This window comes from Haloarchaeobius pelagicus (genome assembly GCF_051207375.1).
Classification (GTDB): domain Archaea; phylum Halobacteriota; class Halobacteria; order Halobacteriales; family Natrialbaceae; genus Haloarchaeobius.
This window is the reverse complement of the sequence record NZ_JBPJZD010000002.1, coordinates 1-24,739: the sequence shown is the minus strand read 5'-3', so window position 1 is coordinate 24,739 and position 24,739 is coordinate 1. Positions and strand designations below refer to the sequence as shown.

The window sequence follows — 24,739 nt, the reverse complement described above, 5'->3', positions numbered from 1 at the left end:
CGGATGGCGTGCCAACGAGTGGGTATGAACGACCTCACAGCAGTCGTCACCGGCGCGAGTCGCGGCATCGGCGAGGCAATCGCACGCGAGTTCGCGGACCGGGGTGCCCACGTCGTGCTCTGTGCCCGCGGGGCTGACGACGTCGACGCGGTCGCGGACGACATCCAGTCCGCCGGGGGGACCGCGACCGCGGTGCGGGCCGACGTTCGCGACGAGTACGACGTGGAGCGGCTGATGGAGACCGCCTCCCGGGTCGGTGGCGGCATCGACGTGGTCGTCGCCAACGCCGGTGTCTACCACGGGACGCCCGGCGAGACGCCTATCCAGGAGGAGTCGTACGCGGGCTTCGACGACCACCTCCGGACGAACGTGCGGGGCGTGTTCGCCACCCTCGACGAGTCGATTCCCCATCTCAACGAGGGGGCACGCATGCTCGTGCCGACGGGGAAGGTCGCACGCGACGCCAAGCCCGGAATCGGCTCCTACGCCGTCTCGAAGGCGGCCGCCGAGGCCGTCGTCCGCCAGTTCGCCGTCGACACCGAGTACGTCGTCGGCTGTGTCGACCCCGGGCAGGTCGCGACCGACCTCTCTGGCCCGGCCGGGCGCGACCCGGCAGCGGTGGCCCCGATGTTCACCTGGGCTGCCACCGAGTGTCCGGCCGAGGACCTCGCTGGTGGGGTCGTCGGCCTGCGGGAGTGGAAGTCCGCGACACGCTGACGCGCCGGCACAGCCTGTAAACGGCCAATCGAACGTGTTATTAACGGCTTTCTCGTAGTTAGTAATATCATGGGTAGCACGGAGTCTCTCGTTCACAAGTCGGGGCGGACCGGTGCGTCGGTCGGCCTCGGCGCTGTCGGTCTCCTCATCGCGTTCTCCGCCGGGGCAGTCCTGCTGTCGGATTCGACAGATGCACTCAAACCGGTCGGTATCGCCTGGGTCGCGTTCTTCGCGATGGCACTCGCCATCCCGCTCGGGGTTCGTGCGAAGGACCAGCACGCCAAGACGCTCGTCTGGGGGTACGGTCTCGCCTCCGGTGCGATGGTCGTCAGCGCCGCGATGTTCCTGCTCCCGCAGGCGTTCGGGCTCGCACAGGGTGCTGCGAACCCTGCTGTCGGGATGAAATATGCGGGAGTGGGCGTCGCGGCAGGCCTGCTCACCGGGTTCGGCTCGCACACCATCGCCCACCGCTTCGGCCACCTCGACCTCGGCTTCGACCACACCGCGGTCGAACTCTCCACGCACGCCCTCGCGGCGGGCGTCATCATCGGTATCGTCTACGGGACGATGCCCGCCCTCGGTATCGGGCTCGGCCTCGCTATCGTCTCGCACAAGGGCCCAGCAGGATATGCCGCGGCCCGGCGACTCGCCGCCAACGGGAAGTCGCCGACCGTCCTCCTCTTGCCCGCGACGGGCGTCGGCCTCACGGCCATCCCGGCGAGTTTCCTCGACCTCTCCGGCGACCCGCTGATGACGGCGGCCGTCTTCGGCTTCGCCGCGGGCGTGTTCCTCCACGTCGCCATGGACTTCCTGCCGAAGTGTGAGATCGGCGGCGAGGTGTACGAGGTGGCCCAGGTTTCGAACAACGCACACCACCTGCTTGACGAACTCCGGTACCACGCCGTCGGCAGCACGCTGCTCGGCGGTGGCATCGTCTTCGTCGCGTGGCTGCTGATAGGGTAGCCGCCTTCTCCGTCTCGTCTAGCTCTCTTCCGATTCGAGGTGTTCTTCGGCCCACTCACTCAGTGAGTCCCAGCCGGTCGTCCAGCGGCCAGTCGTAGTCCGGTGCGAGGTCGCTGTTGCTGTCTCGTGGCATATGCGACGGTGGCTTTGCGAGCCAGAAGTGCGTCGGGCCTATGTTCGGTTGGCTCCCGGCCGCCTACAGCGCCACGTCACTGGTCGGGTCCCCGATCTCCCACAGCACCTCCGGCAGGAAGGCGTCGAGATTGTCGATGACCTTCCGCTCGGAGACGTCGAGACCCTCGCAGTGTTCGTGGGCCGACTCCCGGATATCGACGTGGAGCTCGCCGTCCTCGACCGTCACCGCGAGCGGGAACACCGAACAGCGGGCGGGCTTCCAGTCGTGGTCGAGGTGGAGCGAGCAGAGGCCGTCCTCGCGGAGGAAGTAGCAGGCTCGGCCGTCCTCGTCGACGTGCTCGTCACGGTCTTTCTCCTCGGTCGTGACGAAGTCGTGCCCGCGGAACTCGGTGGTCGCCTCGCTGAGGTTCGCGCGCTCGGCCAGCTCGAAGAAGTCCGGCTCGTACAGCAACACGCCGTGGGTACAACACCAGGTGCAGTCGTCGACACACTCGAACGTCAACTCGGGGTCGAACTCGACGACGACCTCGCAGCCGGGGTGGACCTCGACGCGCCGGGTATCGCTCATCGTCGGTGTTCGGTGCTCGGGACCCAAAGAGGCGGCGGTCTGGGTTCCCAAGGTGTATAGGGCGGGGTACTTCGGGACTGTGTGTCAAACGGTAGGACAACTGCGACGACTATGACATGCACGGACTCCCCCAGTAGTGATGCGACCGAGGGGAAGACCACGGTCCTCGTGGTCGACGACGACGAGGACCTCGCCGAGACGTACGCACTCTGGTTGGGGGACGAGTACAACGTCTGGGTCGTGGACGACGGGGAGGCTGCGCTGGAGCGGTACGGACCCGCGGTCGACGTCGTGTTGCTCGACCGACGGATGCCCTCGGTCTCCGGCGACGAGGTCGCCCGCGAACTGCAGGCACGGGACGCTTCCTGCCCGGTTGCCATCGTCACGGCGGTCGGCCCGGCGTTCGACCTGCTCGACGTCCCCTTCGACGAGTACCTCCTGAAGCCGGTCGACCGCGAAACCATCGTCGGAACGGTCGAGCGACTCGCCGCGCTCGCCGCCCTCGGCGACGAGCGTGTCCGCGAGTACTACGCCCTCCGCTCGACACTGACGGTTCTCGAACGCCTGGAGTACCGGGACGCCGACGCGAACGACCAGTTGCAGCGACTCCGGAGCCGACTCCAGCGCAAGCGCGAGGCCGCCCGGGCCGGTCTCGACGAGGAGACCGAGGCGGCGCTCCCTATCGACCTCCTCTCTCCCTCGGAGATGGAGCCCTGAGAGGTCCGGTCCGCCTCCCGTCCCCGAGTCTATTCAGGCATCTGCCACGACCGCCCACCGAACCCGTAAAACCGAGGGTAGGACCGTCGTAATTTACCGCTTCTTAGCTGTCACTATCGCGATGCCTTTAACATTCTCTGGACCGCAATACCGTCAACGAGATGGCCAGTGAGTTCAGCGTTCTATTTCTGACGGAGGGGCGTTCCTCCACGTCCCCACCCACAACCGGCGGGCCACCCCTGTCCGTCGTCACGGAGCGGTCGGTGTCGGCAGTAAGCGAGCGACTCGATACGGGCGACTTCGACTGCGTCATCGCGGACGTCGGTGCCGCCGAGATCGACGACCCGTCGGTCCTCGATGCGATCCGCGAGGAGTTCTGTGACGTCCCGTTCATCCTGCTCGCGGGCGATGGCGAGGAGATACCGCCGGACGTGTTCCCGGAGAGTATCGTCCACACGGTCGAGCCCGACCAGCAGGTCCCGTTCCGCGAACTCGCCACCTACGTCTCGGCGACGAGCGACCTCGCCACGCCGGACGACCAGGACGGGACGGCCGACCGGTTCGGCGTCTTCGCACAGCACTCCCGTGACGCCGTCGTGACCGTCGACGCCGACGGCATCATCTCCGACGTGAATCCAGCCGCCTGTACGCTCTTCGGCTACGGGAGCGAGGAACTCGTCGGGAAACCGCTCTCGTTCGTGTTCCCGGACAGAGCCGCTCCCGACGCCGTCCTCTCACCGACCACGAGCGGCTCGCAGCCGTCGATGCAGTGGCAGACCACCCAGCTCGACGTCCAGCACGCTGACGGCCACGATGTCCCCGTGCTCGCGACGTTCGGTGCCTTCGCGGACGAGGACGGGCCCTACTACACCGGCATCATCCGTGACATCTCCCAGCGAAAGCGACTCGAGACCGAACTCGAATCGCACTTCGAGCGCGTCACTGACGCCTTCTTCGCGCTCGACTCCGACTTCGACTTCCGGTACGTCAACGAGCACGGTGCGGAACTCATCGACGTCGACCCGGACGCGGTGGTCGGTGACAACGTCTGGGACCGCTTCCCAGAGGCGGTCAACTCCACCTTCCAGCAGCAGTACGAGAAGGCGATGGAGACCCAGGAGTCCGTCTCCTTCGAGGAGTACTTCCCGCCCCTCGAAGCGTGGTTCTCGGTCCGGGCGTACCCCTCCGAGACGGGGCTCTCGGTGTACTTCCAGGACATCACGGAGCGCAAGGAGCGCGAACAGGAGCTGGCCCGTCAGCGGACCGAACTGGAGAGCATCGCCCAGCTGAACCGGGTCGTCCACGGTATCAACGAGGCGCTGGTCGAAGCGGCCAGCCAGCAGGCGGTCGAGCGACTCGTCTGCGATGAACTGGTCGAATCACCCCAGTTCGACTACGTCTGGCTGGGGCGGGCCCAGGGACCCACCCGCGGGCTGGAACCGGTTGCGGCCGCGGGCGATGGACCCACCGTCCCGGCTATCGAGGACGAGCAGATCACCTCGGCGAACGGAGAGACGCCGGCAGACGCGGCGGTGCGAACCCACGAGGTTCAGGTCGTCGACGACATCGAGACCGACGACAGCGACCCGTGCTGTGGCGCGGTGCGCGACCGCGAGTTCAGGTCGGCAGCGGCGATTCCGCTGGTCTACAAGGACACGCTCTTCGGTGTTCTCAACATCTACAGCGAGGAGCAGGGCGCGTTCACGGCGGGCGTCGTCGACGCGCTCTCACAGCTTCGGAGCGTCGTCGGTCTCGCGTACAGTGCGACCGACCGGCGGGCCGCACTCATCGCGGACCAGACCATCGAACTCGAACTGGAGATCCAGGCGGCCGAGTCGGCCTTCTTCCAGGCGATCGACGACGCCGACGCCCGACTCGAACTCGACGGCGCGGGTGCCCTGGACGACCACACCTTCATCGAGTACTTCACCGTGACACGCGGCGACGTCGGGCTCATCTCTGACCGCGCGACCGACACCGACGCCGTCCAGGACGTCTCCATCGTCGACGAGGACGGCGACGAGACGCTCCTCACGCTGACCATCGTCGACCCACCCATCTCGACGCTGCTGGCCGATCACGGCGGGACGTTACGCACACTCGAGATAGAGGGAACGACGGCTCGCGTGGTCGCCGAACTCCCGCAATCGGCCTCGATTCGGTCCATCATCGAGTCGTTCGAGGACCTGTACCAGCGCGTGGACATGCGGGCGAAACGCGAACAGCAACGGCCCGAGCGCCGCATCGCCGAACTCCGGTCGGGACTGGAGGACGAACTCACCGACCGCCAGCGAGAGGCCATCGAGACGGCCCTGTACGCCGGGTACTTCGAGTGGCCGCGCCAGAGCGACGCCGAGGACATCGCGGCCGCGCTTGGCATCTCCTCGCCGACCTTCCACGAACACCTCAGAACGGCCGAACAGAAGCTCCTCACCGACCTCTTCGATGGGAACGCCGAATACGTTCGTGACGTCGAATGACGCCGCTCCTAACAGAATAGGGGTGGAACCCTTGTCGTATTCCGCCCTTGCAATCGCTACCGGGACGCCCACTGTCCTGGTCATAGGCACCCGAATCCCCAACCCCCATGTGTCAGGCAGCCATTCCCCGATGGCTGCCAACGACTTTTCGTCCGACTGACGACGGTCCCGACAGCCCGGTTCCGCCGCTGGCCCATCTCGGCTCTCCAGTCGTCGATTCGCGTGAGAACTCGCAGAACCGCCGGTTCGTCGTTACTGTTCGTCCGCCCAGTCGTCGCGACAGGACTGCCCGCAGAACGAGACGATGACCAGCTTCCCGGTCGCCGTCGTCTTCGTCGCCGCTGGATGCCATTCGCTCGTCGTCACCGGGGTGCCACAGATGGCACACGAATCTGCGGCCGACTGCTGTGTCTCGGCCGGGGCTGTGTCTGTCGGGTCCATGGTCCGCTCGTGAGGAACTTGTCGGCAGATGCTTGTAAGGGTTGTACCTACGTATCCCGTTGCTGAGGGCGTGTCCCCCGTCGAAAGGCGGGTGCTCACCCGGTGTTCTCGGAGGAGCTCACCCGGTGTTCTTCATCCCGGCAGCGATGCCTTTCACCGTCAGCCGGAGGGTCTGTTCCTCCTCTTCGGTCCGGTGGGTCTGCTTGAGCAGCCGCGTCTGGAGCATGTTCAACGGGTCGACGTAGGGGTTGCGCCGGTCGAGGCTCTCGCCGAACCACTCGCGGGCGTACAGCTCGTCGCGCTCGGCGACCGTCTGCACGAGGTCGACCGCACGCTCGTGTTCCTCGGAGAGGCGCGGGAAGAAGCGCTCGCGAAGCTCCGAATCGGCGAGGTCGGCGTAGTGCTCGGTGATGTCGAGGTCGGTCCGGGCGAGTGCGAGTGCGGCGTTGTCGAGCATGGACCGGAAGAACGGCCAGGAGTCGTACATCTCCTGAAGGGTCGCTACGTCGCCACCCTCGTCGAGGTAGGCGTCGATACCGGTCGCCAGCGAGTACCAGCCGGGCAGGATGCACCGGGACTGGGTCCACGAGAACACCCACGGGATGGCCCGGAGGTCCTCGACCGTTCGCTCGCCCGAGCGCGAGGCCGGGCGCGAGCCGAGGTTGAGGTCTTCGATGACCGTGATCGGCGTCGCCTGCTCGAAGTACTGGACGAAGCCGTCGGTCTCCAGCAGACCGCGGTACTCGTCGCGGGCCGCGTCGGCCATCGTCTCCATCGCCGCCATCCACTCCTCGGGGATGGACTCGTCGGGCTTCTCGATGGCGTTCTTGCGTGCCCGGAGCTGGGCGTTCAGCATCTGCTCGATGTTGCGCTTTGCCACCCGGCGGTTGGCGTACTTCTCGGCGATGGCCTCGCCCTGCTCGGTGAACTTCACCTGCCCGGTGATGGTCCGGTTCGGCAGCGCGAGCAGCGCCTCGTTCATCGGGCCGCCACCGCGCGAGATGGAGCCGCCGCGGCCGTGGAACAGTCGTAACGTCACGTCGAACTCCTCGCAGATGTCGGCGAGGCGGCGCTGGTTCTTGTAGAGCGACCAGTTCGCCGCGAGGAAGCCGTTCTCCTTGTTCGAGTCCGAGTAGCCGAGCATGATCTCCTGGGTGCCGTTGCGAGCCTCCAGCACCTGCTCGTACGCCTCGTTCTCGTACAGGGTGCCCATGATGCGGCGGGCTCCCGAGAGCGCGCGTTCGGTCTCCAGCAGCGGGACGATGTCGAGTCCGCAGTACTCGGGGAGCTGGACGACGCCGGCCTGGTCGGCGAGGAACAGCACTTCGAGGACGTGCGAGGGCTCGTCCGTCATCGAGATGGCGTAGGTGTCGATGGCGTGGCTGCCGTACTCGTCCTGCCAGTCGGCGAGGCAGTCGAACCGGCGCAGGACGCGTTCGGTGGTGTCGGAGACTTCCTCGCGGTCGGTCACGTCGACGATAGGCTCGTCCTGCAGGACGGCCTCGGTGAGCAGTTCGACGCGCTCGTCCTCGCTCTTGTCACGGTAGTCGATGCCGCTCCTGGCGAGGGCCTCGGCGACCGCCTCGGTGTGGTTCTCCTGGTGGTCGCGCAGGTCGAGGCTCGCCAGCGAGAAGCCAAAGGTCGCGACCTGCCGGCGGACCGGTTCGAGGTGAGAGGCGACGACGGAGTCCGCGTCGTTCGCCTCGAGGCTCTCGACGAGCACGTCGAGGTCGTCGGCGAGTTCGTCGGCGGAGTCGTAGCCGCCGGGACGGACGTCGGTCACCCGGTCGAGCTTCTCGCGCATGAGCTTCAGCTTCTGGCGGTACGGCTCGTTCGGGTAGCGTTCCTCGGCCGTGTCGGCGACGCCGGGGAGGCGCTCGCGGTCGGCTTCGAGGGACGCGGCGAACTCCTCGCCCACGTCGACCCGTGCCCCGTCCTGGCTCAGGATGCCTGACAACGACTTCAGCTCGCGACGGTAGCGGTCGAGGACGACGCGGCGCTGGCGTTCGAGGGTGTCCGTCGTCACTTCGGGCGTGACGAACGGGTTGCCGTCGCGGTCGCTGCCAGCCCACGACCGGAACTCGAACAGCTTCTCCACGTCGAGGTCCTCGAAGGACTCGCCGAGGGCCTGCTCGAGGTCGTCGTACACCTCGCCGACCACGTCGAACAGCGTGTTCTCGAGGTACCACTGGACGTTACGGGCCTCGTCGGTCGGATGCGGGCGGCGTTTGCGGACCTGCGGCGTCTGCCACAGGCTCGTCACCTCGGCCTCGAGGTCGCGCTCGACGCGCTCTTCGTCGTCGTCGGTGAGCCGGTGCTCGTCGAGGGTTTCGAGGTGGCCCGCGACCGACCGGAGCTTCGCCTTCACGGTCTTCCGGCGCGCCTCGGTCGGGTGCGCGGTGAACGTCGGCTCGATGAGCACGTCGTCGAGCACCTGCTGGACCGTCTCCGGGTCCGTCTCGGCGAGCTGTTCGACGGCGTGTTCGATGCCGTCCGCGGGAACCCCGTCCTGGCTGGCCCGCCGGACCGCCCGGACGCGCTCGCGCTCTTCGGCGAGGTTGATGAGTTCGAAATACGTCGTGAACGCGCGGGCGACGACGCTCTCCAGCTCGGGCGTCAGCGTGTCGAGTTCGTGTTCCAGTTCGGCGCGGCTGTCGAGTTCGCCGCGTCGGTAGTCGATCGCCTGTTCGCGGATCGATTCGACCGTCTCGAACGCACCGCGAGAGGCCTGCGCTTCGAGTACGTCACCGAGGAGGGCCCCAAGCTCCCTGACGTCCTGTCGCACGTCCCTGTCGTGCAAGGTCATATCATGCGATACGGGACCACCCCCTATAATGGCCAAGTCTCAAGAGAAAATTGCCACTCGTTGTGGAGTAAAAATTCGTTACAGTCGGTGGCTCAGTTGTAGCCGCGCCACTTCTTCCCGCACTCCGTACACTTGAAGAAGCGTGTCGGCGGCTCGTCGGCCGACGCGGTCTGCTGGATGTAGTACCACGCCTTCTGCGTGCCACAGTTGTCACAGGTCACGTCGGTCGCGGTGGGTTTCCCCTCGAACTCGGCGTTCTCCTCGGTCTCGATGACCTCGCTGTCGGTCTGCGCTTCGGTGCTCACGAAGTCGGCCTCGTCGTCGCGGTTGCGAGCCTCGGTCGCGCCGCAGCTCGCGCAGACCCATTCGTCGCCCTGTGCCTTCATCATCGAACCGCAGTCATCACAGAATTGCATAGTATCTCAGGCGTTCTCGAGTCGCTCGTCTTCGAGAACCTTCGGGCAGTCCGCTACTTCAAAGTGTTCCATGTCGGCCTCCTTGCGGATGGTGGTCCCCTCGTGGTGACACGCGACCTCCGGAGGGTCCGCGAAGTACTCACAGCGCTGGCAGTACTTGCTCTTCTTGATGGTCCGGACCTCCTCGCGGTCGGGTTCCGGGTCGATGGTCGGGCCGTCCGTGTCGACCTGGTCCCACAGTTCGTTGGCGTCGACCTCGCCGACGTCGACCGACTCGAACAGGTCGTCGTCGGCAGCGTCGCCGTCACGGCGTCGCTCCTCCAGGTCCTCGGCCATGTCGCTGAGCGGCCCGGAGCGAACCGTGGGCCCGTCGTCGGTATCGAGGCTCTCACCGGGAATCGCGGGCGTCGACTCGTCGTCGCCGTCGCCGTCGACGAGTTCGGCCCGGACTTCGGTCTCGGTCGTGACATCGTCGGCTGCGTCGTCGTCGTCACCGTCGCCCTCGTCGACGACCTCGTCGCGGAGGTCAGACAGCGGGGCATCGTCGCCATCGTCACTCATCGGTCTCACCACCGGTCTGGAACTCGGGTGCGTCCTCGCCGTCGTCGTCCAGGAGGTCTTCGACGAGACCGTCGTCGACGTGCGAGACGTCGCTCTCCGGCAGCGCGGGCGGGTCGCCCGTCACCAGCCGGTGCGAGCCGAACGGGCCGAACGTGCTGCCTCGCTCGACGTCGCTGAACGAACTCGCACAGTGCGGGCACTCGGCCTCGGTCAGGAGCGACAGCGTCACCGTCGAGTCACACTCCTCGCACTTCGCGCGCTCGATGCCCTCGCGGTTGGCCGCGAGCTGGAGGGTGTCGGCCCCGGCGCGTCGGGATTCGGCGGCCGCGAGCCGGGTCACTTCCGCCCGGATGTCGACGGTCACGCGGGCGAGTTTCAGGAGCTTCGCGTCGATGTCGTCGGTCGTCGCGACCAGGTACTCGAGGATGTCCTCGTAGTTCTCGAAGCCGGCGTCGAGGTCGGCGCGAACCGTCTCCAGTCGCTCGTCGAGTTCGTCGACCCGGGCCAGAGCCTCCGCGAGGTCCTCGTGGGTGTGGTCTACTGGGGCCTTCCCGTCGGTCTCGTGTTTGACCTGGATGACGCGCTCTCTGACGTCCTCGACGAGTTCCATGAACTCCTCGTGTTGGGCGTCGAAGCGCGCGTCGAGCTCCTCGCTCTGTGCGTCGAGGAGTTCGGGAAGGTCGTAGTCGGGACGGTCCTCGTCCAGTTCGGTGACCGTCCGGTACGCCGAAAGCAACTGCTGGAGGAGTTCGTCCGCGTCGGTGTCCTGCGCGGTAGCCTGCTCGTGCAACCACTCGCCGAGTTCCGGCGGAAGCTGCACAGAGAGGTCGACCTGCTCCTCGCTTGCCATTCAGCCGGATTTAGGTGGGGATACTCTTAAGGATTGTCGCCGATGAAAGCATCTCTTCACCGGATTTTGCGCACGTCGCTGATGTCGAAGCCACCGTCGTGAATCTCGGTCTCGAACTGGATGATGTTCTCGTCCTCAAGCCGGGAGAGTACCCCCCGGAACTGCTTGACGACGAGGGTCCGGGCGCGCTCGGACCCACCGGACTCCCACCGGAACACGAGCGACCCATCGACCGCGTCCATCAGCCGGCCGAGCTGGCGTTCGGAGAGGGCCTCGATGTTGACCAGCAGGAGGATGAGCCCGCCCCACCGGTAGGACGCCTTCTTCAGCCCCTTCATCAGCAGGGTGATCTGGTTCCAGTCCATCTGCTCTTCGGCCGCACTCAGCAGGTCCGTCACCGAGTCGATGACGACCAGGCTGCCCGCCGCGTTCCGGTTGAGGTACTCGCCGACGGCGTCGAGCGTGCTCCGGCGGTCGCGGTCACCCAGCGAGGCGATGTCGCTGGTCGCGTCGGAGTACCACTCCCGTGGCACCTGCGAGAGCTGGAAGTAGTGCTGGGAGAGGTCGGCGAACTCGATGGGGTCGGTCCCCGCCTCGACGAGCTCACTGTCCATCGTGTATCCCATCTCCTCGACGAGCGCGTCGCGGTCCGCGGTGAACGAGACGTAGTGTATCTCCTCGGGGACGGTCGCCTGACTGTGCAGGCTTCCGTAGTAGAGGTCGAACAGCTCGGGGTTCTCCCGGGCCAGCCCGTTCATCGCGATGCTCGTGTAGACGAACTCGCGTGCACCCGCGCCCACCTCGCCCGCGAGGAGCACGACACTCCCCGGGGGCGCGCCCCCGCCAATCATCGAATCCAGCCGCGAGATGCCCATCGGCAGCCGCTCCATACCCCGGCAGTCGTGACGGGTACAAGTAACGGTTACGGCGGGTTGGCTGGCGACCTGTGTTCGAAATGTCCAGGCGGCGCGCGCGGCCGCCGGACCGAACGACCGTGAGGGCCGGTGGCGGAAGCGCGCGAGGGATGAGAAGCGCAGCGAAACGGAGCAACGTGGAGTGAAGCGAGCATCGGAATCGGCTGGGGAGGGCGTGGTGCGGAGCTGTGGGGGGCGGTCGTGGACGCCAGCGCGAGTGAACTGCGTCTCGCCCCCAGCCAGCACGACGGCGGAGACACGGCTGACGACCCAACAGTTCAACGACATCGAAGACACGGCTGCCAACCCCACCGTTCAAATACGAACACGGGACCAGACGCGCCATGTCCTGACGAGTCACCACGCGGCGGGCTGCGGTTGCACGGCTAGCCGTCGCGTGTTCCAGCGGAGCAAGAGCCGTCTGTTCGCCAGCAGCCAGACTCCCCCCGGCCACGCTCACCGAACTTCGGGGTCGGCGCGCGACCCGGTGTCGACCCAGGCTCCCGTGTTGCCGGGCCGACAGACGAGGATCTGCCCCTCCACGTCGGCCGCGTCGAGCGCCCGCTCCGCCGCGGCACGGGCGTCCTCGACCCGGGCGCGGTCCGTCAGGCCGTACACCGTCGGCCCCCACGACGACTGACCGACGCCGGTCAGTGACTCCGACTCGGCGAGTTCGCTGACGATGGTCCCGACCGGGGGCCGGAACACGCCGCCCTGCTCGTCGGCGTACCACGCGCCGTTGAGCCGGCCGATTTCGCTCACGGCGGTGCCGAAGGCGTCGAGGCGACCCTCCGCAGCCGCGGGGAGCAACTGCCGCGTGACGATGCCCGCGATCTCGTCGGCGACCGCGGCGTCGGCACGCTCGACCACGGCGCGCATGCTCTCGTTCTCGCGCGAGCCACTGCGACCGGCGGGGACGTCGGGGACGGTGAGGACGAAGCGCCAGCTCCCCGGGAGTTCGTGCCGGGTCGCCACTGCGGGGACGGTCCACTCGCCGTCGGCGGGTGGCGCGCTCGTGAACCGGGTCGTCGGATGCCCGGCATCGGCGACGAAGCCGCCGGATTCGAACGTCGCCACGCCGACACCGGAGCGACCGCCACGCCCGAGCTGTGGCGCAAGCGCCCGGACGTCGACCTCGCGGCCGTACGCTGTTGCGACCGCGACGAGCGTCGCGAGCGCGAGCTGGGTCCCGCTCCCGAGCCCGACGTGGCGCGGGAGGCTGTCCTCGACGTGGACCTCGGCCCCGGGGAGGTCGAGCACCGTCAACACCCGCTCCGCGTAGCGTTCGACGTCCGGGTCGTCACAGCGGAGCGAGTCCGCACGTGTCGCCTCGATACGAGCCCGCGGCTCCGCGAGTCCGACGCCCAGTCCTCCATAGAGCCGTTCGTGTGCCAGCGAGAGGTTCTGGAAGCCGAAGTGGAGACGCGCACCGGTCGAGACGACTGCCATACCCACACCTACGGGGGGAGGTGAGAAACGGTTGCGGCGGTGGCAACGGTATCCGGTGTCGGCGTGGGGTGGGACGTTCCGCTCAGAGCGCCCGGAGGACGTGCTCTGCGGCGGTGTCGTCGCCGTTCTCGAAGTCGGGCTCCTCCGGGGGCTGGCGCACCGCTCGCGCGACGTGCGGGATGGAGTGTTCCACCTGGAAGCCGGCGACGCCGGTCTTCTCGATGACGCGGGAGACGCCGTGTTGTTCGTCGGTGAAGGGCCAGATGACACACGGTGTGCCGGCGACGGCAGCCTCCATCACGGTCGAGTAGCCCGAGCAGACGACCACGTCGGCGGCTTCGAGGTAGGGGAGCATCGCGGGGACCGACTCCCAGTCGTCGCTGCCGACCCGGGTCACGTCGTGGCCCTGTTCGGTGAGCGTCCGCTCCAGCGCGTCGAACCCGTGGGAGTAGTAGCTGGGGACGAGAATCGCGTCCATCGGGTCCGGGTCGGCCTCGCCGTCGCCCTCCAGTGCGATCGGCGGGATGTGGGTGACGCCCTTCGGGTCGGCGTTGCAGGCCGGCCACACCGACGGGTAGAGGAACTGCTCGCCGGAGCTGATCTGGTACTTCGTCAGGAGCCAGGTGAACACCTCCTCGACGACCGCATCGTAGAAGTGCGGCGAGTTGTGCGTGAGGACGTGCAGCGGCGTGCCGGTCAGGGTGGCGGCCATCGCGGCGAACATGTCGTCGGTGACGATGGCGTCCGGGTCGAGCCGGCGGAGCCAGCCCGCGTAGTCGAGGACGCGCTTGCCGCTCATCGGGACGCTGTGGGTGAGCACGCGGAGGAGGTTTCCACCGTTCTGGTAGTCCCCGATGTAGTCGACGCTGGCGGGGACGAACTCGTCGTAGCCCTGGCACTCGACGAACTCCTGGCCGGGGCCACCACCGGCGAGGTGGACTGCTGCCCCGCGGGCTTCGAGGGCCTGTGCCACCGCGAGCATGCGTGTGGCGTGGCCGGCTCCTTCGGGATAGTGGGCGACGGCGACGACGGGGTCCATATCGGTTCATCTACTTGCGCCGCGCAAGAAGGTTTTGAAATCCGAGACGACAGTCCCCTAACCTGTTCCTGTCCGGGAGCCTGCGCCACGGGACGGCACGGTCCGATACGTCGGGAAGGGGACACGCAGTGGCTGACAGGTGTGGTGTGCGGACGATGGAGTCGGGATGACGGCCTGTCGTGGGGCACGACGGCCCGGCCGTCGTTGTCGCGGGGTCAGTACGGTGCGAACGCGGCGTAGCCCTTCGGCGGGAACCAGACCTGGACCCAGCCGTCGCTGTTGACGGTCTCGTCGGCAGCGCTGCCCGAGTAGTCTTTGAGGGTGGTGTCCGTCCAGCCGGTGTACACCCACTCGCCGCGCCACTGGTCGGTCTTGTTGAGGCCGACGAGCACGTTCTGGTAGCGCTCGTAGATGTAGAGGTCGTCGTCGACGTACCGGGTGTAGGCGGGCCCGCCGCAGAGGTTGTTGCGGATCCAGAGCAGCTGGTTGACGTAGCTGTCGTCGAGGCCGGCCTTGTACAGGCGCGGATAGCCCTCGTAGGTCAGGACGAAGGCGCGCGCGAGGTCGGTGTACTGTGGGAACCCGCTGTCGTGGTTCGCCACGAACGTCTGTGCGGCGAACGGGTTCTGGTTGACGACACCAGCGCCGTCGACGTTGGTGAAGCTCCCGCCGTCGCTGAACGCGCCCTGGATGGCGTTGTACAGCGGGTAGTCGGTGACGCTCATGCCGGTGTCGGCGTAGGGCGCGACGTAGTCGATGTCGCTGTGGAACACCTCGGCGACGCGGTAGTCGAGGCCGAACTCGTCGGCCCACTGGTTGGCGTAGTCGCGCCAGAACCACTTGGGCACGTGCTTGGCCGCGTCGTAGCGCAGGCCATCGGCCCCGCAGTCGGCTATCTTGCCCATGTACTCCTTCAGCTCGCCGCGGACGTACGATGACTCCTGCTCTAAGTCTTTGAGCCCGAGGAGGTCGCAGTTCTCGACCTGCCACTGGTCGTCCCAGTCGTCGATGGAGCGACAGTCGTGGAAGTCCGGCCGGGAGAACTCGGGGAAGTCGAACTCGCCGTCGCCGATGTACGCCATGTGGTTGAGGACGATGTCGGCGTACACCTCGACACCGTGCTGGTGGGCGGTCGAGATCATCTCGCGGTACTCGGCCTCGGTCCCGAACGCGCTGTCGAAGGAGTCGTTGTCGATGGGCTGGTAGCCCAGCGGCGGGTGGTTGTTCTCGTCCTGGTCCTCCCAGCTCAGTTTGCTCTTCTGCGGCGGCGGGACCTGGATGGCGGCGTAACCCGCGTCCGCGACCTTGCTCATGTTCCCGGTGATCTCGGTCCACGGGGTGTGGTAGTACTGGAGGACTGCGTCCTCGCCAGCGGCGGCGCTGACGGGTTCGCTGTTCGCCGAGAGGGCGGCTGCGCCGCCGACGGTCCCGAGGATGGCTGCGCCGATGCCGCGGAGCGCCCCACGCCGTGTCGTCGTGGGTTGGTCGTGAGTGTGCGTCGCAGGGGTGTGGCTGTCTTCCTCTGACATGCATCTGCGAAGTAATAGTACATAATAGATAAAGCCACTAGATTTTCACTCGAATATAGATTGAGGTTATCCCGGGTTGGTTACAAACTATTGGTGTTGTAGTGGAGTCAGCGCAGGACACCGACCCGGATGGCGTCTCGCCGGGTCGAATCACCGGCACTACCCCCACCGTCGACAGCAACATCTGTCCCGTCGGCGGGACTTAAGGCGTCTCGTGGCTACCACCCGAGCATGAACGACCGACCGGACAAACCAGAGCACCTCCGAAGCCGTGAAGTCACGGAGGGACCGGAACGCGCCCCCCACCGGGCGATGTTCCGTGCGATGGGGTACGACGACACCGACCTCTCCTCCCCGATGGTCGGTGTGGCGAACCCCGCCGCCGACATCACACCGTGTAACGTCCACCTCGACGACGTGGCCGACGCCGCCATCGAGGGCGTCGAGAACGCCGAGGGCATGCCCATCGAGTTCGGCACCATCACCATCTCGGACGCCATCTCGATGGGGACTGAAGGGATGAAGGCCTCGCTCATCTCGCGCGAGGTCATCGCCGACTCCGTCGAGTTGGTCAGCTTCGGCGAGCGCATGGACGCACTCGTCACCGTCGCGGGCTGTGACAAGAACCTCCCCGGGATGCTGATGGCGTCCATCCGCACCGACCTGCCCTCGGTGTTCCTCTACGGCGGCTCCATCATGCCCGGTGAGCACGAGGGCCGCGAGGTCACGGTCCAGAACGTCTTCGAGGGCGTCGGGGCAGTGGCCTCCGGCGACATGACCGAGGAGGAGTTGGACGACCTCGAACGCCACGCCTGCCCCGGCGCGGGCTCCTGTGGCGGGATGTTCACCGCGAACACGATGGCCTCCATCTCCGAGGCGCTCGGGATGGCCCCCCTCGGCTCCGCGAGCCCGCCCGCCGAGGACGAGGAACGCTACGAGGTCGCCCGCCGCGCGGGCGAACTCGCCCTCGAAGTGGTCGAGGAAAACCGCCGTCCCTCCGACATCCTCACGAAGGAGTCCTTCGAGAACGCCATCGCGCTGCAGGTCGCCATCGGCGGCTCCACCAACGCCGTGCTCCACCTGCTCGCGCTCGCCGCCGAGGCGGGCATCGACCTCTCCATCGAGGAGTTCGACGAGATATCGAAACGCACGCCCAAGATCGCCGACCTCCAGCCCGGCGGCACCAGGGTCATGAACGACCTGCACGAGGTCGGGGGCGTCCCGGTCGTGTTCCGCCGCCTGCTGGAGGGCGGCTACCTCCACGGCGACGCTATGACCGTGACTGGGAGAACGATGGCCGAGGAAATCGCCCACCTCGAAGCGGAGGGCGACCTTCCCGACGACGCGGACATCGACGTGGACTTCCTCTACCCGGTCGACGAGCCGCTCCACGAGGAGGGTGCCATCAAGATTCTGACCGGGAACCTCGCGCCCGACGGCGCGGTCCTGAAGGTCACCGGCGAGGACAACTTCTACCACGAGGGCCCCGTCCGCGTCTTCGAGAACGAGGAGGACGCGATGCGGTACGTCCAGGAGGGCCACATCGAATCGGGCGACGTGATTGCGATTCGTAATGAAGGCCCGCAGGGTGGCCCCGGCATGCGCGAGATGCTCGGCGTCACCGCGGCCGTCGTCGGTGCCGGTCACGAAGACGACGTGGCGCTGCTCACCGACGGCCGGTTCTCCGGCGCGACCCGTGGCCCGATGATCGGCCACGTCGCCCCCGAATCGTTCGCTGGCGGCCCCATCGGCGCGCTCGAAGACGGCGACGTCGTGACCGTCGACATCCCGAACCGCGAACTCTCCGTGGACGTCTCCGACGAGGAGATTCAGGAGCGGCTCGATGCCCGCGAGGAGCCGGAACCGTCGTACACGACCGGCGTGCTCGCGAAGTACTGCCGTGACTTCGGGTCGGCCGCGAACGGCGCGGTGAGCAACCCCGGCGCGAAGCGGGAGTAATCCCTACACTGGCGTTTCTGGTTTTGTCTATGTCAGGGAGCTAGTTTACTCCCGTTCTCGGCGTCCAGAGCGCCACGATGCGGTCTCTCTCACGCCGAACTTTCCTCGGTACCGTCTCGACAGCAGCAGCGGGTGCGTTCGCGGGTTGTTTCAGCGCAAACGGTGCCGACGACCCGGCCAGGTTGGTCGCGGTCTACCTGAAGAACGAGCGCCCCGAGCCACACACGTTCCATCTCGACCTGTGGCGCGACGAATCCCGGCAGTTCCAGGAGTCGATTCCGATCCGTGGTCGGACCGACCAGCGACTCTACAATGCGCTCGTCGCTCCACCGGACTTCGACCCAGCGCCGGGTCACTGGGAGGTTCGCGTCCGACTCGACGACGACCCGACCGTCACCGCGTTCACGAGCGAGCAACTGGTCGCCGAGAACGGGTGCGTCCAGGCATCCGTCTCGGTCGAACCGGACGGCAGTCTCGGCTACGGGCACAGTACCACCCAGACCCAGTGCGACCCGAAAGCCCCCTGGCGCGACGACGCCTAACGCTCTTCCTCCCGGTCCACCACCCGCGCCGCCAGCCACACGCTCCCGACGCCGAGTACGATACCCGCAGCGACGTCGGTCCCCCAGTGAATGCCGAGGTACATGGTCGCCAGACAGACGCTGACGGCACCCCAGATGGCGACCGGCGTCCACTTCGGGTAGGCGTCGTGGTGGCGAACTGCCAGCGTCGCCGTCGTGACCGACAGCGACGTGTGCAGCGACGGGAACACGTTCGAGTTCGAGTTCACCTCGCCCGTGAGCACCTGCGTATCCGGATACGTCGAGTACAGCAGGGGCTCGACGGCCTCCGGGAGCAGGTTCCGGGGCCCGTACGAGATGAACAGCACGTAGCAGACCAGCCCGAGCGAGTAGTTCAGCGTGAACGAGAGGATGGTCTCCTTCAGCGGGCGCGACTCCCGGTAGCAGAAGTACAGCACCGGGGGGAACGTCAGCAGGAAGACGTACCCCGGCAGGTAGACGAACGAGAAGTACTGTGTCAGCAGGGGCGACTGGACGGACTGGATGGTCGCGACCAGCGTCCCCTCGATGGCGTACAGCTCGTCGGTGATGTTCCAGCCGATGACCCACGAGAGGTCCGGGCCGGCGTCCCGGGCGACCCGGTTGACGAGCAGGACCACGGCCAGCACGACGAGGTACGGGGATATCTCGCGGAGTCGCGACCCGACCCGCCCGCGTGCGCCACCCAGCGCCGGCCGGTCGAACAGCACGGCTCCGGCGACCACGAACAGCAACAGGTCCATAGCCAGCACGCTGCCGGCGACGGCGAGGACGCTCATCTCAGGGCACCTCCATGGGAGTCATCGGGCGAGCAACCTCCCATCGTTGGTGTAGCGGTACCCGGCCTCGATGAACGCCTGTCTCGCGCGGTCAGCGTCCAGTTCACCGTCCTCGCCCGGGAAGGGGAACAGCGGGTCCGTCCCGGCCCACTGCAGGGTCGCCGGGACGCTGTCGGTCGCGGCTAGCGGGCTCACTGCGGGCCGGGCGAACCCGTCGAAGACCTCGTCGACGAGGTGCTCCCGGTCGAGCAACGTGGCGAGGGCCTGGCGGAACCGCGTGTTGCTGAGCGGCGCGGCCCGGACGTTGAACCCGAGGTGGTAGGGTGCGGACGAGTCCCTGACGTGCAGCGTCACGTCGCTCGACGCTCCCACCTCCTGTACCGCCCCCGGCCGCAGGGGGCTCGCAGACACGTCCGCGTCACCCGCGAGCACGAGGTCGCGGGCGACCGCGGCCGACGGGACCACCCGGAAGGTGAGTTCGTCGAAGTCGAACCCGTCGACCCACGACGGCAGGCCCTCGGTGTCCCCCCGGTGGAGGAAGTGGTCGTCGTTGCGGACCAGCGTGAGCGAGTTGCGGACCGCTCGCGACTCGTATCGCAGGGGGCCACTCCCCACCGGCGCGATGTTGTCACGGACGAGGGCCCGCGTGACCGGGCCGTTCTGCACGCCCGGGACGTTCGCCTGCTTGCTGGCCTGCTCCCAGTCGTGCCGGGGCAGGACGGGGACGGTCAGGGCTCGCCAGGCCACGTCCCGGGTGCACGGGACGAACGAGAGACGGATGCGCTGGTCGTCCAGTGGCATCGCCGACTCGACCAGGGTGGACTGCCCACGGAACGCCGGTGCCGGGAGCGGACTCTCCATGCGGCCCAGCGACGTATCCGAGAGGAAACGGTAGGTGAACGCCACGTCGTCGGCCGTGATGGGGGTCCCGTCGTGCCACGTGGCGTCCTCGCGGAGGGTGAGCGTCGCGACCGGTCCGTCCCGCCCGTCGTCCTGTCCCCAGTCGAGGTTCCGTGCCAGCCACGGCCGGATTTCGCCGTCGACCCCCCGCGCGAGCGGGTCGTACAGTAGCCCCGGGATGGTCCAGTCGTCGCGGTACTCCGTGGCCAGCGGGTTCAGGTTCTCGGTCTGGCGCGGGTCGCTGAGGGTCGCCGTCAGCGTCCGGGGCTCGGCCGCGGTCGTGGTCGCCGTCGCGTTCCCGGTCGTCCCGGTTCCGCCCACGGCGTCGAGCGTACAGTAGCCGACCGGCGAGTGTAGCTCCGGGCCGCCCTGGAACGAAACCGTCTCGTTCCGGACCGCCCGGACCTGGCTCGGGAAGGCGATGGTGACGAACGGGAGCGTCTGTGCGAGGCGCTCTTGCAGCGTCGAGAGCACGTCCTGACGACGCGAACCGGGGAGCCGTCGCTGTCGTTCGAGCAGGTCGTCGACACCGAGGTTGGCGTACCCGAACGGGTTCTGCCAGCCCGGTTCGACGACGAAGCGGGAGTGGACCAGGGACCGAAGCGCGTCGGGGTCGGTGAGCGCCGGTAGCTGCCAGACGTACAGGTCGAACGACTGCTTGAACAGCACGTCGATGAGCAGGTTCTCGCGCCGGAGCAACTCGACCGTCGCGTCGATCCCGACCTGCTGGAGGCGCGTGGCGAGGGCGCGAGCGATACGGGTCGCGACCGGGTCGTCGTCGGCCGGGACCGTCTTGATGGAGAGCGACACCTGCTCGGGGGTCGACCGGTTGAGCATCGAGTGCGCCCTCTTGGCACACCCGGCGGTGGCGGCCATCCCGGCGCTCGCCAGCCCACCGAGCAGGGTACGGCGGTCGAGGCTCGGCCGGTCGTCCCGAGGTCGGCTTCGGTCGCGTGTCGATTCAGCTGTCTGCGGGGGGTCAGGGGAGTTCGTCATCGTTAGAGGAGGTCCAGAAGCGGCCACGCCACGGCGAGGAGCCAGCAGACGACGCCGACGGCGAGGAGTTCGTTGTCGCGCCACCGCCGGTCGGCACGGACGGTCCCGGCGGCGGCGACCACGGCGATGGCACCGAGGAGGAGGGCACGCTGGACGAGCACGTACCGGGGAATGACCTCGATGCCGAGGTACGTGTAATCGAGGATGACACCGGTCAGGAGCCCGAGAACGGCCACGAGGGCGCTCTCGGCGAATCCGAGACCGGTGGCGAAACCGTAGGCACACAGCGGGAGCCCGACGACCAGTACCGGGTAGAACGCGGCCACGACGAGTTTCGGGTTCGTCACGAGTCCGAGGCGTTCGACCGTGACACCGCCGACGCGGACGCCCAGGGGGATGGTCGCGAGACTCCCGAACAGCAGGACGTGGCCACGGGTCACGTTCAGGTCCTCGCGGAACTGCTCGAGGGCATCCTCGGCCTCCTGGCGGACCTCGTCCAGCTCGTCCGTCGCGAGCGTGCCGGCGATGGCCAGTCCAGCGAGCCCGACGAGCGGCGTGTCGAGCACCGACCCGCCCGGCAGGTCGCCAGGGTCACCGGGCATCGACGCGGGTGTCCCGGTCCCGCCCGCGGCCCCTGGGGGAACCGCCGGGCGGTCGCGGACGTCGACGACCGTCACCCAGCCGTCGGCGTCGAGGATGCCGCCGTTCGCGTAGCGCTCGCGGCTCACCTGCTTCACCGATGGCACGCCGTAGAAGTGCTGTTCGAGGTACACCTGCCCGGCGGCGGTGCTCTCCACGGTGTGACGCAGGCGGAACCAGTCCCAGTGTTCGTGATGGGCCTGGATGGCCGTCGCCCGCCCGTCGTCGCCGGGGACGTCGTACAGCCGGACGTGCTGGCGACTCCCGAGGTACGAGCCGACGTGCAACTGGGCGTATTCGGTCTGCCAGGTCCCGTCGTCACCGACCCGGTCGTGGACGTAGGTGTAGCGAGTCGCGCCGTGGGTCTGTCCCCACACGTCGCCGCCCAGCTGGGGCAAGACGCGTTGGGTCCCGTCGCTGTCGAGGGCCTCGTCGGCGATTTCGCGGGTCAACATCGCCCGGACGATCGCCGGGTCCTCGCGGATGACGACGTTGATGGGGAGTGTGAGTGTCTCGAACCGCGTCTCGCGGCTCGTGTAGGGCCACAGGGCGGTCGAGCCGTCCTGCGCGACGGGGCGGAGTTTCACCTCGTCGGCGGCCTTCGGGGCCGCGGACCCCGTCCCTGCCCGTGGCTGGGCATCGAACCCGACCATGGCCACGGTGGCCACGAGTGCGACCACGAGCAACAGTCGGCTGCGCGAGACACGTCCCATTCGTCACCTGCGTAGACCCTCGAAGGGGATTATTATGGGCGAGTTAACCGTTATACACCGCCTAACCGGCGTTCGATACCGACCGTCCCGTAGCGATGGGGAACGTTCACGACCCGCACTTAACGACTCTATAGTAAACCACCCGAGCATCGTCGTGCCGGTAGATGCTCACGAGACGAGCGTACCGCGTCGCGCTGGGAGTCATCGTCCTGTTCTCGGTTCTGACCCTGTCGTTCGGACTGGTCACGGCCGACCGGGCGACCGACTTCGACGACACCGACGCCGACACGCAGTCCGTTCCGCCCCGCGACGGAATCACGGTCATCGCGACCGACTCGAACACCTGGCTCGGTTCGGCCGACGAGGGCCCGCGCGCTAACGCCGAACTCGTCGCCTTCGCCGCCGACGGGAGCACGCTGTACTACAACGACACCCACACCCGCTACTGGGACGTCGACCCCGTGGAGGGGACGAACGCGACCGTCGAGTACCTCTACGCCGACCACCTCTCCGCCGAGGAGTGCAACAGCGAGACGGTCTGTACGCGAAACGGGATCGAACGCGTCAACCTCACCACGGGGGCCGTCACCGACGTCTACTCCAGGGTCACGCCCGGCAAACATTCGACCCGCTGGCACGACGGTGACCGGCTCTCCGACACCCGGTACGTCGTCGCCGACATCGCGAAAGACCGCGTCTTCGTCGTGAACACCAGCACCGAGCTGGTCGAGTGGTCGTGGGACGCCCAGAGCGAGTACCCGCGCTCCAGCGGGGGCCCCTACCCCTCCGACTGGACCCACGTCAACGACGTCGAGGTCGTCAGAGACGGCCAGTTCATGGTGAGCCTGCGCAACCAGGACCAGGTCGTCTTCCTCGACCGCGAGACCGGTCTCGTCGAGAACTGGACGCTGGGCAGCGACGGCGACCACGACACTATCTACGAGCAGCACAACCCGGACTACATCCCTGCCGAGAACGGCGGCCCGGCCGTACTCGTCGCCGACTCCGAGAACAACCGGGTCGTCGAGTACCAGCGGACCGACGACGGGAACTGGACCGAGTCGTGGCGATACAGCGACGCCCGGGCCCAGTGGCCCCGTGACGCCGACCGGCTCCCGAACGGGAACACGCTCATCACCGACTCGAACGGGAACCGCGTGTTCGAGGTGAACGCGCAGGGCGAGGTCGTCTGGAGCGTCGAGGTAGCCTTCCCGTACGAGGCCGAGCGCCTCGGCACCGGTGACGAGAGTTCGGGCGGCCAGAGCATGCAGGCTCTCGGTGGCGAATCGAGCACCGGCGGCGACGGGACCGAGCAGACCCCGGGAACCGGCGGCGATGGCACCGACGGGAGCACGGCCAGCGACGACGGCCTCCTCGGCTCCCTCTGGCTCACGGCCAAGAGCCTCCTCCCCGGCCGGGTACTCAACGCGGTGATGTACGTCAAACCACTCTGGATGGGCCCGCTGGAGGTGTTCGCCGCCCTCGCGGGTGTCGCCTCGCTGCTCGTCTGGACCGCCCTCGAACTCCGCTGGACACCCTACTCCGTGTCCGTTCACCAGCCACTCGAACTGGAACGCGACTGACCGCCCTCGCGCCTGTCCCCACGCATGGAACACACCACCTCTCGCGACTCGACCACCAGCCGCATCGCGACCCGACTGGCCACCGGCCAGTTCGACGACCGACTCTGGCTCGGCCTCGCGCTGGCCGCGGGCCTGCTCGTCTACGTCAGCTACCTCCTCACGCACCCGTATCCCGCGTACGGGGCCGGCCTCTACGTCCAGATCGCGGACACCATCAGCGCCCACGGGTACGGGCTCCCGCCGACCGTCCCCGGCTACACCGCCGAGGGTGTCCCACTGGCGTACCCGCCACTCATGTTCTACGTGGTGGCGGCCGTCCGGGACCTGACCGGGGTCGACGCGTTCCTGTTGAGCCGCCTGCTCCCCGGACTGGTCGTCCTCGCGACCGTCGTCCCGTACTTCTACGTGGCACGGGAGTTCCTCGGGACGCCTCGCCGGGCCGCGTTCGCGTCGCTGGTGTTCGCGGTCGCACCGCCGGTCCTGCAGTGGCACCTCTCGGCCGGTGGCATCAACCGTGCCCCGGCGTTCTTCTTCGTCGTCACCGGGCTGTTCGCCGGGCTGCGACTGTTCCGCCACGGCGACCGGCGCTGGCTCGCCCCGGGGCTGGTCCTGTTCGCACTCACCATCCTCACCCATCCGCTCTACGCGGTCTGTTTCGGCCTGAACTACCTCGTGCTGTACGCCGCCTTCGACCGGTCGCCGATGGGGCTGGTCTCCGGCGCGGTCGTGGCCGTCGGTGGGGTCCTCGTGACCGCGCCCTGGTGGCTGACCGTCGCGTCCCACCACGGGTTCGACGTGTTCTTCGGTGCCGCCGGAACCCACTCCGGGCTCGGTGGTGGGACTGGGCGACTGTACGACGAGTTCGTCCAGCCCATCGTCGTGGCCGACGCGGTCACGCCCTTCTTCGTCGTCACGTACGCGGCAGGGCTCTACGCCCTCTGGAAGCGCCGGTTCCTCGTGCCCGTGTGGCTGTTCGTCTCGGCGTGGGTCCTCGGCAAGACCCGGTTCCAGTTCCTCGCAGGCGG

General features: G+C 67.6%; 21 protein-coding genes. 8 read left to right on the top strand and 13 right to left on the bottom strand.

Translation table 11 applies throughout. The features are described 5' to 3' along the window. Positions 1-24 precede the first annotated feature (24 nt). Positions 25-717, top strand: a complete 693-nt coding sequence (locus ACSC1S_RS12620) for an SDR family NAD(P)-dependent oxidoreductase (RefSeq protein ID WP_435364634.1) — start codon at positions 25-27, stop codon at positions 715-717. A 69-nt stretch (positions 718-786) separates the two neighbouring features. Further along, on the top strand, positions 787-1,680 hold the full coding sequence (locus ACSC1S_RS12615; RefSeq protein WP_435364633.1) for a ZIP family metal transporter: 894 nt from the start codon (positions 787-789) through the stop codon (positions 1,678-1,680). A gap of 196 nt (positions 1,681-1,876) precedes the next feature. On the opposite strand, the gene ACSC1S_RS12610 is transcribed toward ACSC1S_RS12615, so the two are convergent. Continuing rightward, entirely contained in the window at positions 1,877-2,383 is a 507-nt protein-coding gene (locus ACSC1S_RS12610; RefSeq protein WP_435364632.1) for a YkgJ family cysteine cluster protein, read from the bottom strand. Positions 2,384-2,494: 111 nt separating this feature from the next. On the opposite strand from ACSC1S_RS12610, the gene ACSC1S_RS12605 reads away from it, so the two are divergent. Then, positions 2,495-3,100, top strand: a complete 606-nt coding sequence (locus ACSC1S_RS12605) for a response regulator (RefSeq protein WP_435364631.1) — start codon at positions 2,495-2,497, stop codon at positions 3,098-3,100. Between the two features lie 263 nt (positions 3,101-3,363). Continuing rightward, entirely contained in the window at positions 3,364-5,580 is a 2,217-nt protein-coding gene (locus ACSC1S_RS12600; RefSeq protein ID WP_435364630.1) for a bacterio-opsin activator domain-containing protein, read from the top strand. 252 nt (positions 5,581-5,832) lie between these two features. Here ACSC1S_RS12600 and ACSC1S_RS12595 read toward each other — a convergent pair whose 3' ends face one another. The 9 genes from ACSC1S_RS12595 to ACSC1S_RS12555 form a co-directional block, all read right to left on the bottom strand. Further along, positions 5,833-6,021 (bottom strand): DUF7576 family protein, encoded by a 189-nt coding sequence (locus ACSC1S_RS12595; protein WP_435364629.1) that lies wholly within the window; start codon positions 6,019-6,021, stop codon positions 5,833-5,835. A 118-nt stretch (positions 6,022-6,139) separates the two neighbouring features. After that, positions 6,140-8,827 (bottom strand): phosphoenolpyruvate carboxylase, encoded by a 2,688-nt coding sequence (ppc, locus tag ACSC1S_RS12590; protein WP_435364628.1) that lies wholly within the window; start codon positions 8,825-8,827, stop codon positions 6,140-6,142. 92 nt (positions 8,828-8,919) lie between these two features. After that, positions 8,920-9,243 (bottom strand): transcription factor S, encoded by a 324-nt coding sequence (locus tag ACSC1S_RS12585; protein ID WP_435319202.1) that lies wholly within the window; start codon positions 9,241-9,243, stop codon positions 8,920-8,922. A 6-nt stretch (positions 9,244-9,249) separates the two neighbouring features. Then, complete coding sequence (locus tag ACSC1S_RS12580; protein ID WP_435364627.1) at positions 9,250-9,804, bottom strand: DUF8135 domain-containing protein; 555 nt, start codon at positions 9,802-9,804, stop codon at positions 9,250-9,252. After that, positions 9,797-10,654: a hypothetical protein gene (locus ACSC1S_RS12575; protein WP_435364626.1), complete on the bottom strand. Its 858-nt coding sequence runs from the start codon at positions 10,652-10,654 to the stop codon at positions 9,797-9,799. Before ACSC1S_RS12575 ends, ACSC1S_RS12580 begins: the two co-directional genes overlap by 8 nt. A 56-nt stretch (positions 10,655-10,710) precedes the next feature. Then, positions 10,711-11,544, bottom strand: a complete 834-nt coding sequence (locus ACSC1S_RS12570) for an RAD55 family ATPase (protein ID WP_435364625.1) — start codon at positions 11,542-11,544, stop codon at positions 10,711-10,713. A gap of 480 nt (positions 11,545-12,024) precedes the next feature. Further along, positions 12,025-13,017 carry a beta-ribofuranosylaminobenzene 5'-phosphate synthase family protein gene (locus tag ACSC1S_RS12565; RefSeq protein ID WP_435364624.1) on the bottom strand — a complete coding sequence of 331 codons (993 nt, stop codon included), beginning with the start codon at positions 13,015-13,017 and terminating at the stop codon, positions 12,025-12,027. 82 nt (positions 13,018-13,099) lie between these two features. Continuing rightward, the gene (locus tag ACSC1S_RS12560) at positions 13,100-14,056 is read right to left on the bottom strand and encodes a glycosyltransferase (RefSeq protein WP_435364623.1); all 957 of its coding nucleotides are present in this window, start codon (positions 14,054-14,056) and stop codon (positions 13,100-13,102) included. 215 nt (positions 14,057-14,271) lie between these two features. Beyond that, on the bottom strand, positions 14,272-15,585 hold the full coding sequence (locus ACSC1S_RS12555; RefSeq protein WP_435364622.1) for an alpha-amylase domain-containing protein: 1,314 nt from the start codon (positions 15,583-15,585) through the stop codon (positions 14,272-14,274). A 231-nt stretch (positions 15,586-15,816) separates the two neighbouring features. Between ACSC1S_RS12555 and ilvD the strand changes: the two genes are divergently transcribed. Continuing rightward, a complete protein-coding gene (gene ilvD, locus ACSC1S_RS12550; RefSeq protein ID WP_435364621.1) occupies positions 15,817-17,544 on the top strand; it encodes a dihydroxy-acid dehydratase in 1,728 nt (575 codons plus the stop codon). A 77-nt stretch (positions 17,545-17,621) separates the two neighbouring features. Continuing rightward, positions 17,622-18,086, top strand: a complete 465-nt coding sequence (locus tag ACSC1S_RS12545) for a hypothetical protein (protein ID WP_435364620.1) — start codon at positions 17,622-17,624, stop codon at positions 18,084-18,086. On the opposite strand, the gene ACSC1S_RS12540 is transcribed toward ACSC1S_RS12545, so the two are convergent. The 3 genes from ACSC1S_RS12540 to ACSC1S_RS12530 are packed head-to-tail and all read right to left on the bottom strand — an operon-like array spanning position 18,083 to position 22,131. Beyond that, positions 18,083-18,883, bottom strand: a complete 801-nt coding sequence (locus ACSC1S_RS12540) for a phosphatase PAP2 family protein (protein ID WP_435364619.1) — start codon at positions 18,881-18,883, stop codon at positions 18,083-18,085. The genes ACSC1S_RS12545 and ACSC1S_RS12540 overlap by 4 nt on opposite strands. A gap of 21 nt (positions 18,884-18,904) precedes the next feature. Continuing rightward, on the bottom strand, positions 18,905-20,779 hold the full coding sequence (locus ACSC1S_RS12535) for an ABC transporter substrate-binding protein (protein WP_435364618.1): 1,875 nt from the start codon (positions 20,777-20,779) through the stop codon (positions 18,905-18,907). Between the two features lie 2 nt (positions 20,780-20,781). Then, the gene (locus tag ACSC1S_RS12530) at positions 20,782-22,131 is read right to left on the bottom strand and encodes a hypothetical protein (RefSeq protein WP_435364617.1); all 1,350 of its coding nucleotides are present in this window, start codon (positions 22,129-22,131) and stop codon (positions 20,782-20,784) included. 164 nt (positions 22,132-22,295) lie between these two features. Here ACSC1S_RS12530 and ACSC1S_RS12525 point away from each other — a divergent pair, with 164 nt between their 5' ends. Beyond that, positions 22,296-23,714, top strand: coding sequence for an arylsulfotransferase family protein (locus tag ACSC1S_RS12525; protein ID WP_435364616.1), 1,419 nt, complete (start codon positions 22,296-22,298; stop codon positions 23,712-23,714). Positions 23,715-23,738: 24 nt separating this feature from the next. Further along, positions 23,739-24,739 (top strand): ArnT family glycosyltransferase (locus ACSC1S_RS12520; RefSeq protein WP_435364615.1); only part of this gene is annotated, 1,001 nt, incomplete at its 3' end.